Source organism: Phenylobacterium ferrooxidans, assembly GCF_042714595.1.
GTDB lineage: Bacteria > Pseudomonadota > Alphaproteobacteria > Caulobacterales > Caulobacteraceae > Phenylobacterium > Phenylobacterium ferrooxidans.
Genome location: NZ_JAOTJD010000035.1, coordinates 33973 through 52046 on the forward strand (window position 1 = coordinate 33973; position 18074 = coordinate 52046).

At 68.8% G+C, this 18074-nt stretch carries 14 protein-coding genes; 5 read left to right on the plus strand and 9 right to left on the minus strand.

What is annotated here, in order from left to right; genetic code table 11:
- Positions 1 to 351: 351 nt before the first annotated feature.
- From OCL97_RS16625 to pgi, 3 genes are read right to left on the minus strand one after another with little or no spacing between them, the layout of a single operon-like run.
- Positions 352 to 1098 carry an SDR family oxidoreductase gene (locus tag OCL97_RS16625; protein ID WP_377370972.1) on the minus strand — a complete coding sequence of 249 codons (747 nt, stop codon included), beginning with the start codon at positions 1096 to 1098 and terminating at the stop codon, positions 352 to 354.
- A complete protein-coding gene (locus OCL97_RS16630) occupies positions 1095 to 1964 on the minus strand; it encodes an SDR family NAD(P)-dependent oxidoreductase (protein ID WP_377370973.1) in 870 nt (289 codons plus the stop codon). Before OCL97_RS16630 ends, OCL97_RS16625 begins: the two co-directional genes overlap by 4 nt.
- A gap of 13 nt (positions 1965 to 1977) precedes the next feature.
- Entirely contained in the window at positions 1978 to 3588 is a 1611-nt protein-coding gene (pgi, locus tag OCL97_RS16635) for a glucose-6-phosphate isomerase (RefSeq protein WP_377370974.1), read from the minus strand.
- A gap of 99 nt (positions 3589 to 3687) precedes the next feature.
- Between pgi and OCL97_RS16640 the strand changes: the two genes are divergently transcribed.
- Complete coding sequence (locus tag OCL97_RS16640) at positions 3688 to 4128, plus strand: hypothetical protein (protein WP_377370975.1); 441 nt, start codon at positions 3688 to 3690, stop codon at positions 4126 to 4128.
- Here OCL97_RS16640 and OCL97_RS16645 read toward each other — a convergent pair.
- Entirely contained in the window at positions 4125 to 6251 is a 2127-nt protein-coding gene (locus tag OCL97_RS16645; RefSeq protein WP_377370976.1) for a protein-disulfide reductase DsbD family protein, read from the minus strand. The genes OCL97_RS16640 and OCL97_RS16645 overlap by 4 nt on opposite strands.
- A 129-nt stretch (positions 6252 to 6380) precedes the next feature.
- Between OCL97_RS16645 and OCL97_RS16650 the strand changes: the two genes are divergently transcribed.
- Entirely contained in the window at positions 6381 to 6773 is a 393-nt protein-coding gene (locus tag OCL97_RS16650) for a hotdog family protein (RefSeq protein WP_293496330.1), read from the plus strand.
- Between the two features lie 60 nt (positions 6774 to 6833).
- On the opposite strand, the gene OCL97_RS16655 is transcribed toward OCL97_RS16650, so the two are convergent.
- Positions 6834 to 7634, minus strand: a complete 801-nt coding sequence (locus OCL97_RS16655) for a SapC family protein (protein WP_377370977.1) — start codon at positions 7632 to 7634, stop codon at positions 6834 to 6836.
- A 195-nt stretch (positions 7635 to 7829) separates the two neighbouring features.
- Between OCL97_RS16655 and OCL97_RS16660 the strand changes: the two genes are divergently transcribed.
- Both OCL97_RS16660 and OCL97_RS16665 read left to right on the plus strand, forming a co-directional pair.
- A complete protein-coding gene (locus tag OCL97_RS16660; RefSeq protein WP_377370978.1) occupies positions 7830 to 8714 on the plus strand; it encodes a MaoC/PaaZ C-terminal domain-containing protein in 885 nt (294 codons plus the stop codon).
- 55 nt (positions 8715 to 8769) lie between these two features.
- A complete protein-coding gene (locus tag OCL97_RS16665; RefSeq protein ID WP_377370979.1) occupies positions 8770 to 9561 on the plus strand; it encodes an acid phosphatase in 792 nt (263 codons plus the stop codon).
- A gap of 123 nt (positions 9562 to 9684) precedes the next feature.
- Here the strand turns inward: OCL97_RS16665 and aguB are convergent, their stop codons facing one another.
- The 3 genes from aguB to OCL97_RS16680 all read right to left on the minus strand — a co-directional run bounded on the left by aguB (position 9685) and on the right by OCL97_RS16680 (position 15243).
- Positions 9685 to 10560: an N-carbamoylputrescine amidase gene (aguB, locus tag OCL97_RS16670; RefSeq protein WP_377370980.1), complete on the minus strand. Its 876-nt coding sequence runs from the start codon at positions 10558 to 10560 to the stop codon at positions 9685 to 9687.
- Positions 10560 to 11570 carry an agmatine deiminase family protein gene (locus OCL97_RS16675; protein ID WP_377370981.1) on the minus strand — a complete coding sequence of 337 codons (1011 nt, stop codon included), beginning with the start codon at positions 11568 to 11570 and terminating at the stop codon, positions 10560 to 10562. The genes aguB and OCL97_RS16675 overlap by 1 nt, the downstream gene beginning before the upstream one ends.
- Positions 11571 to 11877: 307 nt before the next feature.
- On the minus strand, positions 11878 to 15243 hold the full coding sequence (locus tag OCL97_RS16680) for a TonB-dependent receptor (protein WP_377370982.1): 3366 nt from the start codon (positions 15241 to 15243) through the stop codon (positions 11878 to 11880).
- Between the two features lie 196 nt (positions 15244 to 15439).
- On the opposite strand from OCL97_RS16680, the gene OCL97_RS16685 reads away from it, so the two are divergent.
- Complete coding sequence (locus OCL97_RS16685) at positions 15440 to 17002, plus strand: ArnT family glycosyltransferase (protein ID WP_377370983.1); 1563 nt, start codon at positions 15440 to 15442, stop codon at positions 17000 to 17002.
- Positions 17003 to 17267: 265 nt separating this feature from the next.
- On the opposite strand, the gene msrA is transcribed toward OCL97_RS16685, so the two are convergent.
- Entirely contained in the window at positions 17268 to 17846 is a 579-nt protein-coding gene (gene msrA / locus OCL97_RS16690) for a peptide-methionine (S)-S-oxide reductase MsrA (protein WP_377370984.1), read from the minus strand.
- Between the last annotated feature and the right edge of the window lie 228 nt (positions 17847 to 18074).

The following is an 18074-nucleotide window of genomic DNA, read 5'->3' on the forward strand; positions in this document are numbered from 1 at the left end:
GTGGCGGATTGTGGGCGGAGAATTCCATCGTCTGTATCCCTGAAGTGGTGGGGTGCGACGGATGGGACTGGCGATCTGACTGAGCCCCATCCGCGTCTGCGGGGGGCTCTGCGCCGGGGAATTTAGGCCAAACGTCCCCGGCCGAGCCCGCCGTGGCGGGTCGAATGGTGGTGGCCGTGACGGTGCGCGGTCTTCGTCATGCGGGCGGGGTTCTAGCGCGCGGGCCTTGCGATGGCGAGTCCCATCGCCCGTGATCTGCGGGGATCGGGGCTGGGGCCACTGGCGTTCTGGCCGACAGGGCGGCCACGACCACACCCTGGACGAGGCTGAGATAGCCGCGCGCATGCGCCGCTATCCGATGACACCGGTCCCACCGGTGGCCGCGATCACCTGGCCCTGGATGAACTCCGCTTCGGGCCCGAGCAGGAACTCCACCAGGGCGGCATAGTCGGAGTCCCGGCTCTCGCGGCCCGAGGGATTGGTGCGGGCGGCGCGGTCCACCGCGGCCTGGGCGGCGTCCTCGCTGCCCAGCATGGCCGCCACCGAGGTGGTGTGCACCAGGCCCGGCGCCACGCCGTTGATCCTGATCCCGCGCGGCGCGAGCTCGGCAACCAGGTAGCGGACGATAGCCTCGGCCAGAGCCTTGCCGACGCCCAGCGCCCCGTAGTTGGGACTGGGAATACGCGACCCCATGCTGGTGATGAACACAACGCTCGATCCCCGGTCCAGCAGGCCCTGGGCGGCATGGACGAGGTACAGCAGCGACAGGCCGTTGGTCTCCACCGCCTGGCGGAACTTCGCCAAGTCCGCACCCAGCAGGGTGGTGGGATAGATCATCGCCGCCGCGTGGACGATATGGCTCAGACCATGCCCCTGGCGCTCGATCTCCGCCATCAGGGCCGCTGCGCCTTCCGGACTGCCGACCTCGCTCCGCACGGTCTCGACCGATGCGCCGAGCGCGGTGATCTCCGCGTGAGCCGCCTGCGCCGCCGCCTCGTCACTGTGATAGGCCAGGACCACCCGGCCGTGGATCGGGGCCAGGCGACGGGCGATGGCGAGGCCTATGCCCTTGGTTCCCCCGGTGATGAGGACGGTCATGAGGGTTTCGCCATCCCGCTGAGGTCGGGAGTCTTGTAGTCCATGCCCGCCAGGGCGGGGCTGGCGGCGGCGGCATCGAAGGCGCTCATGATCCCTGCGAAGCGCGCCTCCACGAAGGGTCGCATGTCGGGGTGGGTGAAGATGTAGCGCTCGCCCGCCTGGACCGCCTCCAGCACCCGGCGGCCGACCCGCTCGGGATCGATGCCGTTGTCGACCATGGAGTCGGCGACCACCGGGCTGTCCACCGGTCCCCCGAACTGCGCCTGGCGGGTGCGGCCCGACTGGTTGATCTTGGTCTTCACGAAGCCGGGGCAGAGCACCGAGACATTGATCCCCTCCGGCGCCAGCTGGCCGGCCCAGCCCTCCGACATGGCCACTACCGCGAACTTGGTGGCGCTGTAGGGCTCCATGCCCGGCGGCGAGATCATGCCGGCCATCGAGGCGGTGTTGACGAAGGCGCCGCCCTCGCCGTGCGCGCGGATCAGCGGCAGGAAGGTCTCCATGCCATAGACCACCCCCATCAGGTTCACCGCCAGGATCCAGTCCCAGTCGGCGTGACGCACCTGGTCGATCGGTCCGCCCGCCCCGACGCCGGCGTTGTTGCAGACCAGGTGGACCTTGCCGAAGGTCTCGATGGTCTTGGCGGCGGCGGCCTCCACCGCGTTGCGGACGGCGACGTCGCACAGCACGCCGCTGGCCCGGATCTGGCGATCCTCCAGGTCCTGCACGGCGGCGGCCAGGGGCGCCTCCTCGATGTCGGCCAGCATGACGTTCATGCCCGCCTTGCCGAAGGCATGCGCCATGGCCAGGCCCAGGCCGCTGGCCCCGCCGGTGATGAAGGCGGTCTTGCCGGTCAGGTCGCGCATGGGAGGTCCTTGCCTATTTCAGCCGCGCCACGAGGGCGGCGGTGGAGGGATCATGAATTCCGGGGGCGCCGCCGTGCAGTTCGGCGAGGATCTTGGTGGCCAGGCTCTTGCCCAGCTCAACCCCCCACTGGTCGAAGCTGTTGATCCCCCAGAGCACGCCTTCCACGAAGACCTTGTGCTCATGCAGGGCGATCAGGGCGCCCAACGCTTCGGGAGTCAGCGCCTCCATCAGGATGAAGCTTGAGGGCCGGTCGCCGGGGAAGGTGCGCTGGGGAGCCAGGACCTCGATCTCGGCGGCAGGGAGGCCGTTGGCGGTCAGTTCCTCGCGCACCTCGGCCTCGCTGCGGCCGGTCATCAGGGCCTGGGCCTGGGCGATCACATTGGCCAGCAGGATGGTGTGGTTGGCGGGCTCTCCCTCGCCCGCCTGGGCCACGGCCACGAAATCAACCGGGATCACGTCGGTCCCCTGGTGCAGCATCTGGAAGAAGGCGTGCTGGCCGTTGGTGCCGGCGTCGCCGAACACCGAGGCCGCCGTGGCGTGCGCCACCGGCTGGCCCTGCTGGTCCACCCGCTTGCCGTTGGACTCCATCTCCAGCTGCTGCAGGAAGCTGGGGAACAGCCGCAGCCGGGCGGCATAGGGGATCACCGCCCGCAGGGGCCGGTCCAGGCCGTTGCGGTTGAAGATGTGCGCGAGCGCCAGCAGGACCGGCGCGTTCTGCAGCAGAGGCGTACGGCGGAAATGCTCATCCATCGTGGCCCCGCCGTCCAGCAGGCGCTGGAAGACATCGTAGCCGAGGGCGATGGCGCAGGAGAGACCCACCGCCGACCAGATCGAATAGCGCCCCCCCACCCAGTCCCAAAAGCCGAACACCTGGTCGGCTGGAACCCCGAAGGCCTGGGCCACGCTCGGCGCTGCGGACACGGCCACGAGGTGGGCGTCCGACGCCGGACCCAGGGCCGCCCGCAGCCAACCGCGGACCACCTCGGCGTTGGCCAGGGTCTCCTGGGTGGTGAAGGTCTTGGAGACGACCACCACCAGGGTCTGGGCGGGATCGAGGCCGGCCAGGGCCAGGGCGGTCTCCGAGGGGTCCACATTGGCGGCGAAGCGCAGGTCGATCCCAGGGTTCAAGGGCCGCAGGGCTTCCCACACCAGCCGGGGGCCAAGATCGGACCCGCCGATGCCGATGTGGACGATGGCCGTGAACGGCTTGCCGGTCGCGCCGGTCTTGGCGCCCGAGCGCACGGCCTCGCTGAAGGCGCGCATCGCATTGCGGGTGGCTTCCACATCGCGCGACACCGGCACGCCGTCGGCCTTGAAGTCCGCGCCATCCGGTGCACGCAAAGCCATGTGAAGGGCCGCACGGTGCTCCGAGCTGTTGACCGGCTCTCCGGCCCAGAGGCGGTTGCGCGCCGCCTCCACGTCGCAGACCTTGGCCAGGGTCAGGGCGGTGTCGAAATCGCCCAGCGACCACGGCTGCTTGGAAAGGTCGATCCGCAGGCCGGCCGCCTCCACCACCAGCTTGTCCAGTCGATCCGGCTCGATGGCGAACAGGCCGGAGATGGGGTCACGGGCGGCGACGGCGGCGTTCTTCAGGTTCTTCCAGGCGGACTGCGGCGTGGTCATCAAGGCTTACCTTCGGGCGCGCGGTAGGATCGCGTTTACCATGTTCGGGCTATCTGAAGCCCCTTCGCGTCTGTCTTAGTTCGCGCAACGAGGATCGTCATGTCCTGCGACGCCGCCGCTTCCCTGGCCTTCCTCTGGCTGGCCTCCACCAGCCCTGTGTCGTCCGGCCCCGCGCTGGCTGCGCCCCCTGCGGCGGCGGGCCAGGAGGCGCTGTTCGCCGACATCGTCAGACGTGCGGGCGACCTCAAGATCCAGGTCGACGGAGTCCGCGCCGGCAAGGCCCTGCCTTCGGACTTCAAGACCCGGGTTGATGAACTGGCCGCCCTGGACATGCAGGGTCACCTGCTGCTGGCGCAGCGGGGCACGGACGGCGACCTGAAGTGCATCCTGCGCGGCATCTCCCAGGACCTGCCGCTGAAGCTCGAGGCCATGACGGCCGCCGCCACGCCCAAGGACCGGGACCTGGCCCTGCGCGACATGGCCTATCTGCTGAACGACAATGTCGAGGTCATCACCGCCCCCCCGACCGCGCCGGTCTAGGAAGACCGGGCCTTGTCCAAGGCCTTGGCCACCATGGCCGGGGTCAGGAACTGGGGCAGGATGACCGGATCGGGGCTCTTCACGCCATAGACCAGGTAGAGCGGCACCCCGGCCCGGCCGTGGCGCGCCAGTTCGGCGGCGATGACCGCGTCCTTCCGCGTCCAGTCCGCCTTCAGATAGACCGCCCCCGTGCGGGTGAACGCCTCGGCGGCCTCCGCCGTGGCGAAGGCGACCTTCTCGTTGACCTGGCAGGTGACGCACCAGGCGGCGGTGAAGTTGACGAACACCGGCTTGCCTGCCGCGCGGGCCTCGGCGACCGCCTCGGGACTGTAGACCGCCTCCGGAATGGAGCCCGGCGCGGCCTCGGCCGAGGTGGAGGTAGCGACGCTGTAGGCCGGGACCAGCACCAGGACGAAGGCGCCGATCGCCAGGACCGCGCCCACGGCCGCCAGGGCAAGGGGCTTTCCACCCGTCGCCTGCCGCCGCTGAGCGAGCCCCAGGACCCAGGCCGCCAGCGCCAGGACCACGGCGGCGGCCAGGACCCGCGCCAGGCCCATCTCCCCAGCCTGGACGGTCAGGACCCAGACCAGCCAGGCTGCGGTCCCGTACATCGGGAAGGCCATCAGCTTCTTGAAGGTCTCCATCCAGGGACCGGGCTTCGGGAGCCTGGCCAGCAGGCCAGGCGCGAAGGCCGCCAGGGTGAAGGGCGCCGCGAAGCCGAGGCCCAGGCCCAGGAACACCGCCAGGGCCACCGGCGCGCTCTGGGTCAGGGCCCAACCGAGGGCCGGGCCCATGAAGGGCGCCGTGCAGGGCGCCGCGACCACAACGGCCAGCGCTCCGGTGAAGAAGGCGCCGGCCAGGCCCTGCCTGGAGGCCAGGCCCGTGCCGACCCCCTGGAGCGAGGTTCCCACCTCGAACAGGCCCGACAGGTTCAGCGCCACGGCCAGCATCAGCAGGGCCAGGCCCGCGACGACCACGGGCGATTGCAGCTGGAAGCCCCAACCCACGGCCGAGCCCCCGGCGCGGATGGCGATCAGCACGCCGGCCAGCGCCAGGAAGGTGGCCAGCACGCCCGCCAGGAAGGCCAGGCCCTGGGCGCGGGCGGCCGACCGCTCATGGGCGTGACCGGCCAGGGAGGTCGCCTTCATGGCCAGGATCGGGAAGACGCAGGGCATGAGGTTGAGAACCAGACCGCCCAGCAGGGCGTAGACGAAGGCCAGGGCCAGGTTGAGCCCCTCGCCGGCGATCGGCGCTGGCTTGGCGGGCGGCGGGCCCAGGCCGGAGGTTCCGGCCGGCGGCGGACCTTCAGCGGCGGAGAGTTCATAGGCCTTGCCGCCCAGGCTCAGGACCCCATCCAGGGCGGCCGGCGGGGCCCCCTGGGTGAAGTCGTAGCCGGGGCTCAGGGTCAGGGTCAGGCCCTCAGGGCCCCGCTCGAGGGCCTGGGGCTTGGCGTGGTCGATGACCGTGGACTTGAAGGGGTAGAAATAGGCGTCGTCGGCGCCCTTGAGCACCGCCCCGGCGACGGCCAGCTTGAGCGCGCCCTCGTCCTTGACGAAGGTCGCCGTCAGGCCGGCCGGCTTGGGCGCGGCCTCCAGAGCCTTGGTGATGGGGCCGGCCCACCGGGCGTCCGGCTGCGGGGCCGCGGCCACGACGGGCAGTTCCAGGGTGAGGAGCGCGTCCTCCGGAATGCAGATGTCGGCGCAGACCAGGAAGGCGACGGCGGCTTTCAGGGTGACGGTGTCGCCGGGCCTGGCGGATTTCGGCGCCGTCACGGCGACGGGCAGCAGCACCTCGCCCTGATAGCCGTAGTTCATCAGCGGGCCGGTGGGCTGGCGAGAAGGCGTCGCCCAGACGAACTCGCCCGTGGTCCAGCCGGCCGGCAGGGTCCAGCTGATCCGGGTCGCGTCGCCGGAATCGCCGGAGTTGCGCCAGTAGGTGTGCCAGCCCTTCTGGATCTTCTGGCGCAGGGCCACATAGACGGTTCCGCCGGGCGTGACCCCCTGGTCGCGCGCCACCAGCTCGGCCTCGATATGACCGGTCTGCACCGGCGCGGCCATGGCCGGGAAGGCGAAGGCGGCCGCCAGGGTCAGGGCAGCCAGGGCTCTCGCCACGAAACGCGTCATGCCGTTATCCCACTCCCCATGCCCAGGCCGCTATATGGGCCGCCAATGCCGTTCCGCAAAGCGCTCGACTTGTCACGGGCGCGCTCCATCATCGACGAATCAGTTCGGTTCAAGCCCCAGGAGAGTTACGTGCCCGCCCCCTTCGACGAGATCGAGATCGGTCAGGTGGTCTATCTCGGCGAGGTGCGGGTCGACGCCCGCGCGCTGGAGGCCTTCATCGCCGCCTTCGCCCCGGGCTGGCCCGCCGAGCGCGGCGCGCCCGACGCCATGGTCTTCGCCATCTGGACACGGCTGGACTCGGCCTCGGTGGTCAACTGGCCGCAGACCAAGCGCCTGGGGGTCGACGCCCTGCGCTGGGCGCGCAATCCCCCCGCCGGCGAGACCCTGCGCGGCCGCATGACGGTGATGGGCAAGGACCCGGTCGGCGACGGCAAGGGCATCATCATCGCCCAGCACGACCTGCTGGATGAGGCCGGTCGCCTGGTGTTTTCCTGCCTGACCCGCAGCGTCTTCGCCCGCTGAAACAAGAACGGCGGGCCCCTGGGGACCCGCCGTCTCTGATATCCGGCCTGACCCTCAGGGTCAGGCGTTGGCGGCCTGCGGCTGCTGCGAGGCGCGGAACATCGCCAGGGCGATGAGCCGATCCCAGCCCACCAGCGACACCAGGTGGGCGTAGATCTGGCCCAGCGCGCCGTTGTCGCGCAGCTCCGCCAGCTTTTCCGGCGACAGCTTGGCCAGCTTCTCTTCCGAGACGCCGAAATACTCGGCGATCTTCTGGGGCTCGCCCGGCGTGCCGTCGGCGTTGACCGGGGTGTGCATCGCTGTCTTCAGCTCGAAGAGGTCGTTGTCCCTGAGGATCTGGATGAAGCTCTGGGTCCGCTGCCGCTCGACCTCATAGTCGTTGCAGAAGCTGATGCAGTTCTGGGTGTACTCGGTGGGCTCACCCTTCTCGTCGAAGAAGGCCATCTCGCCGCCCTCGACGATGAACTCGGCGGCGCGGTCGATGCACAGGACCATCTGCTGGGCCTTGTCGTCATTGGCGAAGACGAAGGGATAGCGGCGGATATAGGCCGGGATGTAGACGCCGGATTCGAAGATCCCGTTGTCCTGGATGAACATGTTGTCGCCGGCGTTCAGACCCATGACGGCCAGCGGCATCTTGTCGTCGCCGACGAAGATGATCGGGCCAGAGACCGCCGCGAGCGGGAATTCGGTGACGGTGAGCGGCACCGCGTGGCCGGCCTTGGCGAAGCCGAAGGGCCCGTCCATGCGCTTGACGCCGAGGGTCTTGTGATGGTCGGAGGTCAGGGGTTCCGGCTTGGAATAGAAGAGAACGTTGCCGGTGATCTGGCCGCCCGTGCCGGGCTGAGTGTCGGTCGCCATGAAATGCCTTCGATAATCCTGGGCGCGAAAGAAAGGTGCGAGCGGGGTTTAGAGCGCCCGTCTTCGCAGGGTCCGCGCTTCTACCCGATCAAAGGGGGAGCGGCAAATGCGCTCGCTCGCCGCTTGCTTCGCCGTGGCCGAACCGCTTCAATCTGCGGATAGCAAACGGACCGCATAGCGGAGGAAATATTTTCAATGGCGATCTTTTATCCCGACATTCTTGAACAGAAGACGGCGGCGCGCGAATTCACCTATCGCGACAAGGACGTGATGCTCTACGCGCTGGGCGTCGGCATGGGGCAGGACCCCATGAACGAGGACGAGCTGGCCTACGTCTACGAGCGCAACCTGAAGGTCATCCCGACGGCCGCCACCGTGCTGGCCTCGAACATGCGCTCGGCCGGCGGCCCCGCGCCGGTGATGCCCGAGGGCCATCGCCAGAGCCAGATCAACTTCCTGATGGTCGTCCACGGCGAGCAGAAGGTCGAGCTGCACAAGCCCCTGCCCACCACCGGCACCTTCACCGCCGAGGGCCGCACGGTCGGCGCCTATGACAAGGGCGAGGGCAAGGGCGCGGTCATCATCAACGAGACCGTCTGGAAGGACGACAAGGGCGAGAAGGTGGCGACGCTCACCGGCTCGACCTTCGCCCGCGGCGACGGCGGCTTCGGCGGCCCCTCGGAAGGCGCGCCGGAACCCCACGTGGTCCCGACCCGCAAGGCCGACCTGTCGGTGGACTTCACCACCCGTGAGGACCAGGCCCTACTGTACCGCCTGAACGGCGACCGCAACCCCCTGCACTCCGACCCGGAATCGGCCCGCCGCTCGGGGTTCCAGCGTCCGATCCTGCACGGGTTGTGCACCTATGGCATCACCTGCCGCGCGGTGCTGCAGGCCATCACCGGCTTTGATCCCGACCAGATCCTCAGCCACCAGGCCCGGTTCTCGGCGCCGGTCATCCCGGGCGACACCATCACGGTGGACCTCTGGAAGGACGGCCGGAACATCTCCTTCGAGGCCCGCGTCAAGGAACGCGGCGCCACGGTGATCAAGAACGGCCTGACCGTCCTGCGCGCCTAGCCCAACCCTCTGCGGAGCGGTTCCCCAAGCCGGGGAACCGCTCTAAAGATGGCCGATGATCCAAGGACTTCGACCCGCCGCCTTCGCCGCCGCCGCCCTGTCGCTGGCCGCCTGCGCCATGCTCCCGCAGAGGGCCCCGGCGCCCGCGGACGCCTCGCTGGCCGCGCCGCTGAACCCCATTCCCACCAAGCTGACCGGCTACCTGGCCACCGCCGACTTCGACGGCGCGGCCCTGCTGGGACCGCCGCCGGCGGAGGGCAGCCTGCGGGGCCAGGCCGACCGGGCCTATTTCAACGAGACCCGCGCCCTGGCCGGGACGCCGCGCTGGAACCACGCCATCCGCGACAACGACATCTGGGGCGGCGGGGCGCTGAAGGGCTATGCCTGCGCGGCCGGCAAGGACATCGGCGAGAAGACCACGCCTACCCTGTACCGCCTGCTGCACCGGATCGAGCTCGACGTCCGTACGGTGGGGACGCCCCCCAAGAACCACTACAACCGGGCCCGACCGCTGATCGGAAACGACCTGCCGGTCTGCGTGCCGCGCGAGGACTGGATGAAGACCAACGCCTCCTATCCGTCCGGCCACACCATGGTCGGCTGGGCCTGGGGGCTGATCCTGACCGAGCTGGCGCCGGCCAGGACTGACGGCCTGATGGCGGCGGCCAAGGAGGTCGGCGAGAGCCGGGCGGTGTGCGGGGTCCACTACCAGAGCGACATCGAGGCCGGCCGGATGCTGGCCTCGGCCATGGTGGCCCGGCTGCACGGGGACCCGGAATTCCAGCGCGACCTGACCACGGCGCGCAGGGAATTGGCCAAGGCGCCGGCGATGAGTTGCCCCGCCTGACAACATGTTGGTCGCCGCGGAGGGACCAAACCCCGCATTTTGACGGGGGTATGGCCGCGAGGTCCTTACATCCTAACGGTTTGCGGGCCTGAGCGCCGGCCGACATAGGCCGACATGTGACCGTCAGACGGGCCGCGGACCCACCAGCGCTCCGTAGAGATCGGTGCGGCGGTCGCGGAAGAAGCCCCAGGCGGCGCGGTGCGTGGCCAGGAAGTCCAGGTCGAAGCTGGCCGCCACGATCCCCTCCTCGTCGTCGAGGGCCGAGACCAGGTCGCCGCGATGGTCGGCGATGAAGGACGCGCCATAGAAGGCCTGGCCGCCGTTCGGATAGTCAGCCCAGGGCTCGAAGCCGATGCGGTTGGCGCCCACCACCGGGATGACGTTGGAGACCGCGTGGCCCTGCATGGCCCGGCGCCAGGGGGCGGCGGTGTCCAGGGTCGCGTCGTGAGGCTCCGACCCGATGGCGGTGGGATAGAGCAGCACCTCGGCGCCCATCAGGGTCATGGCCCGCGCGGCCTCCGGATACCACTGGTCCCAGCAGATGCCGACGCCGACCCGGCCGAACTTGGTGTCCCAGACCCGGAAACCGGTGTCACCGGGCCGGAAGTAGTACTTCTCCTGATAGCCGGGACCGTCTGGAATGTGGCTCTTGCGATAGACCCCCATCAGAGAGCCATCGGCGTCCACCATCACCAGGGAATTGAAGTAGTGCGGCCCCTCGCGCTCGAAGATCGAGATCGGCAGGACGACTCCTAGCTCGGCGGCGAGCGGCGCGAGCGCGGTGACGCAGGGATGTTCCCGCCACGGATGGGCGTGGGCGAACCAGCGCTCCTCTTGCGTCACGCAGAAATACGGCCCCTGGAACAGCTCCGACGGCAGGATCACCTGGGCGCCGGCCGCCGCCGCCTGGCGGATCAGGGCCTCGGTCGTCTTGATGTTGGCGTCCAGGTCCATCCCGTAGGAGGTCTGCAGGGCGGCGACGCTCATCGTGCGGGCCATCAGGCGGGCTCCTGCTGGGTGATGCAGTGGAAGGACCCGCCGCCGGTGAGGATGGCGTCGGACGGCAGGCCGATGATCTCGCGGCCGGGGAACACGGTGGCCAGGGCCTGCATCGCCAGTTCGGCGGCGCGGGGGTCGCCGTCATAGGTGGGCATGATCACCGCCCCATTGGCGATGATGAAGTTCATGTGGCTGGCGGGCGCCGCGCCGCCCTCGTGGCTCTCGATCCAGCCGGGCGAGGGGATCCGCACCACCTTCAGGGCCCGGCCCTGCGCGTCGGTCATGGCCGCCAGGTCGCGGGCGCAGGCGTCATAGGCATAGACATTGACGTCGCCCCGGCCCCAGGCGACGGGGCAGACCACGACGCCCGGCGCCACGAAGCGGGCCAGGTTGTCGACGTGGCCGTCGGTGTGGTCGTTGGCCAGGCCGTCGCCGAGCCACAGCACCTTGCGCGCGCCCAGGGACGCGGCCAGCTCGGCCTCGGCGGCCTCCCGGGTCCAGCCGGGATTGCGGTTGGGATTGAGCAGGCACTGGCCGGTGGTGAGGATCGTGCCCTCCCCGTCATGGTCGAGCGAGCCGCCCTCCATGATGATTTCCTGCTGCACCAGGGGGGTTGCGGCGGCTGTGGCGATCTGGCCGGCCACGGTGTCGTCGCCCTCCATCTCGTACTTGCCGCCCCAGCCGTTGAAGCGGAAGGCGCGGGCCTCGTCGCCGTTCGGACCCTTGGCGAAGATCGGGCCGGTGTCGCGCAGCCAGATGTCGCCGAACACGCCCGGGACGATCTCGACGCCGGCGACACCCTCGAGCAGACGTCGCGCGGCGATCTCGCCTTCGGGGGAGCCGGTCATCAGGCGCACGCGCTCCTTGCCGGGGCCGGCCAGGGCGCGGGCCAGGGCCGCCACCTGGGCCTGGGCCAGGTCGAGGTCTTCCGCCCACACCTCCGCATGGCTGGGGAAACCCAGCCACATGGCCCTGTGCGGCGCCCACTCGGCGGGAACGAGAACGGTCATCGGCGGCCCTTGTATCTTGGAGCCGCGAAATGGGCGGCGCGGCGGGCTACGTCAAGCGCTGCTTGGGGCAGGGACGCCAAGATGCTCCCCTCCTGGGGGAGCTGGCGCGGAGCGCCTGAGGGGGACTTTGACTCTCGTTTGGGGGCGGTAGGAGCCAACTACGTTGGTCCCCCTCCGGCTCGAGGCTGCGCCTCGCCCCACCTCCCCCACATCGCGCTGGCGCGCTGGGGGAGGATCTGGCTCCAGCCACGAAAAAGGGCGGCCCGGGAGGGCCGCCCTCTCCGCGAAAGCGATGTCGCTGCGAGGCTTAGAACTCGTAGCGGAGCGAGATCTGGGCGTACCAGAGCGAGCGGTCGTTGTTGATCGACTTGGCCGTCGCGGTCGAGCTGTAGTTCGAGTAGCGGTAGGTGTCGCAGACGGGGCTGCTGGAGGCCGAGGCCACCCCGGCGGCGTTGGCGCAGGCCGCGTCGATGATGCGGTTGTTGCCCTGGCCGGAACCGGTCGAGCCGTATTCCTCGACGATGCCCCACTTGTTGTTGACCAGGTTCAGCACGTTCTGGACATCGAGGACGACCCGGAACTTGTGACCGTCGGTCAGGCCAGGGAACTCCTGGCTGATCTGCAGGTCGAGCTGGTTCACGTCGGGGTTCTTGATGGCGCCCTTGGAGACGATGGCGTTGTTCGGCAGGTCGAACTTCTGCACCGCGGCGAGGAAGTTGTCGCGGGTGGTGGCGGTGTCGAAGAACACCTTGCCGATCTGCAGGTCGGTCTTGTTGGTGTCGCCAGCGATATCCGGGACGTAGAGCAGGTAGGCCGAGCGGTTCACGCCGAAGGTGGTGCTGCGGTCGCGGGAGGCCGAGCCCATGGTGGCGTTGACCGGACGACCGGTGCGGGTCTCGCCGAACAGCGAGAACCGGGTCGGGTGGTTGGCGATGAACTCATGCTTGTAGTTGAGTTCGAACTTGGCCCGATCGCTGACCTCCTCGTAACCCTTGCCGTAGGCGTCGCGGTTGAAATCCAGACCGGTGGACTGGCTGGCGTAGAGCGAGCCGGCGGTGGTGCCGAAGCGGCCGCCCGAGGTTTCCTCGTCCAGGCGCTGGCGGGCGTAGCCGATGGAGGCGCCGAGGCCGAAGTCGAAGTCCTTCGAGAGGCCGACGCCGAAGACGTAACCCTTGCCTTCGTCGGTGTTGTAGACGAGCAGGTCTCGCGTGGCCGGGATGTTGGTTCCGGCGATGCCGGCCGCGGCGCGGGCCGCGTCGGTGGCCTGCAGGCCGTCATAGCGGATGCGGCCGTCCGGGGTCTTCTGGATGACGCCGTTGACGATCAGCGGCTGGGCGCGGAGGTCCTTGAAGGCGATGGCGTCCTTCACGGTGGTGTGCACGAAGTCGGCGCTCAGCTTCATGTCCCAGGGCAGGTCGTACTGCGCCGAGAGGAAGAACTTCCACGACGACGGCATCCGGAAGCCCGGGGTGAAGGCGATGGTCTCGCCGGTCGTCGGGATGCCGGCCGGGGTCACGAGGCCAGTGACGCCGGTGGGCAGGTCGTAGCCGAAGCGCGGATCGGCGACGTTGATGTTCAGGCCGGCGGCGCCGGCGGCCTGGGTGAAGCCTGCGCTGTTGTTGACATCGCTGAAGGTGCCGTTGGCGTTGCGGACGATGTTGACGCCGGCCGCGGCGTAGCCGGTGGTGGAGAAGGCCGTGGAGATCAGCACGTCCGGCACGCCGCCGGAGAAGAGGCCGAAGCCGCCATTGACGCGGTAGGGCTTGCCCTCCGGCTTCCAGTTGAAGGCCACGCGCGGCATCATCACCGAGAGGCCGTCATAGGTCTGCTGGTTGTTGAAGCCGTTCCGGGCCGTGAAGTTCGGGTTGAGAGTCGGCTTGTCGTCGCTCTTGAACCAGTCGTAGCGGAAGCCGGCGGTGACCTGCAGGTCCTCGGTGACGTCCAGCACGTCCTGGAAATACAGGCTGTTCTGCGAGTACTCGAAGAGGGCCGCGGCGTCGAGCGGGTTGCCGGACGGGGCGTTGGAGTAGGTGAGGCGGTTGGCGCGGCCGGCCTGGAAGTCGGCGATGGAGTCGAAGTAGTAGACCCCGTCGCTTTCCGGCACGAACAGGTTGACGATCTCCAGGTTCTGGGTCTCGAAGCCGACCTTCAGCAGATGGTCGCCCAGGGAATACTCGGCCTTGGCCTGGAATTGCAGGTTGTGGGTCTCAAGCTCGTTGGCCTGACGGAACGAGTCCGGCCCGATGCGGATCAGACCATTGGGGCTGTCGCAGGTGGTCATGGTGGTGTTGCTGACCGCCATGGAGCAGACCTGCAGCTCGCCGAATTCCTGGCCGGCCGGCGGGTTCTGACGGCGCTCGTAGTCGCGATAGGAGACGCGCAGCTGGGTGGAGAGCTGGTCGGTCCACTTGGAGTTCAGTTCGCCGACGTAGGAATAGTCCTCGTCGCCCGAGAGGTAGAAGTTCGACGACAGGCTGGCGGTGTTGTTGTTCAGGTTCGAACGCGCCACCGATTCCGACAGGGCGTAGCGGTAGGTGAACGAGGCCCGGTGGTTGTCGTTGATGTTCCAGTCGAGCTTGGCCGAGTACTTTTCGTCGATGATCGCGCCGGTGCGCGGGATGGTCCCGGCGTCGAAGTCCGTCGTGTAGGTGTTGTTCAGGATATTGGTGACCTGATCGATCTGCGACTGGCCAATGCCCGAGAAGGAGTTCGGGAAGCCCTGGCCGGCCGGGCCGAAGCCGACCTGATCGGAGGTTTCATAGAGCTCGTAGGAGATGGCGAAGAACAGCTTGTCCTGCAGGATCGGGCCCGCCAGGAAGGCGCCGTAGTTCGACTGGGTGATGGTCTGCTTCACCGGCTTGTCGCGCAGCGAGTCGCCGACCATGCCGTCGTTCAGGTAGTTGGTGAAGACGCTGCCGTGGAAGTCGTTGGTGCCCGAGCGCAGGACGATGTCGATGGAGCCGCCCTGGAAGTCGCCGTTCTGCACGTCGTAGGGCACGGCCTGGATGGTGAACTGCTCGATGGCGTCCAGCGAGATCGGACCCCGGCGCGTGGGCACGCCGCCGGAGTTCAGGCCGAAGTCGTCCTGCACGGGCGAACCGTCGATGGTGATGCGGTTGGACTTGGGGTTGGAGCCGGCGATGGAGATGCCGCCGTCGGCGCTGGTGTTGGCCGAGGCCAGCAGGTTGCGCCGGGCCAGGTCGCGGATGTCGCGGGTGACCGAGACCACCGATTCAATGCCGTCGCGGTCCAGGGTGGTGTTGGCGCCGGAGTTTTCCGAGGTGACGTCGCGGGCGGCGGTGACGACGAACTCGTCCACCGAGGCCTGGGCGATCAGGTCGAAGTCCAGGCGGACGCTGTCGCCCTGGGCCAGATTGATGCCGGTCAGGGTCTTGGTCTCGTAGCCGGGGGCGGCGACGGTGATGGTGTAGGGGCCGCCGACCCGCAGGCCGCGGGCGTCGAAGATGCCGTCGGCGTTCGGCGCGGTGACCGCGCGGGTGCCGGAAGGCGTGTGCACCAGGGTGACCGACGCATTGCGGACGATATTGCCGTCGTCGCCGGTCAGCTGGCCGCGCACGGCGCTGGTGGTGTCCTGCGCGTAGACGGCGCTGGACATGGCGCAAACGAGCGCCGTCAGAGCTGCGCCACCGGCGAGCCGCTTCATCGAAGTCATCGGAATCCCCTATCCATCAGCAGGGCCAGCCCAGGGCCCCACGCGTTGCAGTCCCTATAGCGCCAAAAAAGTGGCTGTAGGTGACGGATTTGTTACGACATCATGTCCTGTCGGGAGTGCTGCTTTAAAGACACGCATTCGCTTTACAGGGCGCCTGCGCCGCGCCACCGTCCGCCGCCAGACAGGGATAGATCGCTTGGCCGATAACGCTTCGTCCGCCTCCGGCGCGGGCGCCTATTGGAGAGGCGCCCTGCTGCTGGCCTTCGGCCTGACGGCGGTGCGGCTGACAGCCCTGTTCGTCACCCCCCTGGAGCTCTATCCGGACGAGGCTCAGTACTGGCTTTGGTCGCGGACCCTGGACTGGGGCTATTTCTCCAAGCCGCCGATGATCGCCTGGACCATCTGGACCACCACCGCGATCGGGGGAAACAGCGAGGCCTGGGTGCGGCTGGCGGCGCCCTTCTATCACCTGGGGGTGACGCTGGCGGTGTTCGGGATCGGGCGGCGGCTGTACGGGCCCGCCGTCGGCTTCGCCGCCTGCGCCCTCTACGCCCTGATGCCGGGGGTGCAGATCTCGTCCCTGGCCATCGCCACCGACGCGGCCCTGCTGTTCTTCCTGTCGCTGTCACTGCTTGCCTATGTTGAGCTGCCCCTGGCCCAGGGGCGCCGGCGCCTGCTGACGGCGGCGGGGTTCGGGGCGGCGGTGGGGCTGGCCTTCCTTTCCAAGTACGCGGCGGTCTACGCCCTGATCGGACTGGCCCTGCATCTGCTGATCAGCGCCGACGCGCGCCGCGCCTGGGACGGGAAGACGGCGGGGGTGGCGCTGGGCGCCTTCCTGCTGATCCTGTCGCCGAACCTGGCCTGGAACGCCGCGCACGGATTCTCCACAGTGCAGCACACCGCCGCCAACGCCGCCTGGGGCGGGCGCAAGCTGTTCAACCTGCCGGAGCTCGGCGAATTCCTGGTCTCGCAGTTCGGGGTGTTCGGGCCGATCCCCTTCGCCGTGCTGATGGGGGGGCTTGTGCTGCTGGCCGTGCGCCGGCGGCTGACCGACGCCGACCTGACCCTGCTGTGCTTCTCCATTCCGCCGTTCCTGATCGTCACCACCCAGGCCTTCATCAGCCGGGCCAACGCCAACTGGTCCGGGGCCGGATACGTCGCCGGATCGATCCTGGTGGCCGCCTGGCTCATGCGCTGGCGGGCCAAGGGCTGGCTGCTCGGCGCGGTGGCCAGCCAGGCGGTGATCGCCACCCTGTTCCTGGCCTGTGTGATCAGCCCGGCGTTTTCGGAAAAGATCGGCGCGGCCAACGCCTTCAAGCGCGCCAAGGGCTGGGAGCAGACGGTGGACGCCATCACCGCGCGGGCCGGCGCCGAGCGCGGCCTGACCGCCGTGGCGGTGGACGACCGGTTCCTGTTCAACGCCTCGGCCTATTACGGGCGCGACTTCTTCGGGGCGGTGAACGCCCCGCCCCTGAAGATGTGGGTGCGCGAGGCCCATGCCCAGAACCAGGCCGAGACCACCGATCCCCTGACGCGCGCCACCGGCGCCCGGGTGCTGGCCGCCAGCCTGGACCTGATCTACCGCGACGAGCTGGCCCAGGACTTCCAGGCGGTCTCGGGCCGCGAGATCCACAGCGTGATGCTGGACGCCAAGCGCCGGCGGCGCACCGAGCTGTTCATCGGCGAAGGCTACGCCCCCCTGCCCCGCGATCCGGTGACGGGGCAGCCGCCGAAGCCGAAGGTGAAGAGCCCGGAGTAGTTAGGCGCTCAGCGCTTTAGCAGCGGCGCCGTGAGCGAAGAAATCGGAACCACGAACCACACGAACGGCACGAACAACCCGTGTCATCCCGGAAAGCCCGCAGGGCTTATCCGGAACCCATATGCGCGGGGCGTGCCGGAGAAATCGGTGAGTATGGGTCCCGGCCTTCCGCTACGCGGAAACCGGGATGACAGCTAGCGGGCGCCCTTGCGCTCCTGTTCGTGTGGTTCGTGTGGTTCGTGTGGTTCGTGGATAGATTTTTGTCCTACCCGCGCTTCCACACCGCCTTGAGCGCGGCGTCGCGGCCGCAGCCGATCTTGTAGGCGTTGTAGGCCGCCGGGTTCTTCCTGGCGTAGTCCTGGTGATAGGCCTCGCCCATGTGGAAGGTGGCGGCGGGCAGGATCTTGGTGGCCACCGGCTTGCCCAGCTCCTTGGCCACCTGGGCCTTCACCGCCTCGGCGGTCGCACGCTCGGCGGCGTCCTCCACGAAGACGGCGGTGCGGTAGGACGGGCCCTGGTCGCAGATCTGGCCGTTGGGATCGGTGGGGTCGATGTTGTGGAAGAAGGTGGCCACCAGCCGGGAGTAGCTGGTCTGGCTGGGGTCATAGGTGACCTGGATCGCCTCCAGGTGGCCCTGGTGGTTCTGGTAGGTGGGGCGGCTCGAGGCGCCGCCGGAATAGCCGACGACGACGGACTTCACCCCCTTGGCATGCTCCATCGCGTGCTCGGCCGACCAGAAGCAGCCGCCGGCGAAGACCGCGGTGCGCAGCGGGCCGGCGGCGGGGGCGGCGTTGGCCAGCAGCAGGCTGGCGGCGGCGACGGCGGCGAAGAGGGGCTTGTTCATGGGTCTGCCTTGGTTGTCCTGTGAAGACATACGCAAGCCAGGACCCGGAGGTTTCACCGGCCCAAACACCGCTCATCCCGGCGAAGGCCGGGACCCAGGTCGTAGGTCACGACCTGAACAGAAGCCCGAAATTCGGCGGATGTATCTGGGCCCCCTGAGTTCTCAAACGAAGTGCAACACCCTGCATTGGCGGAGGTGTTGTCATGGGACGGCTCTACGAGCAGCTCA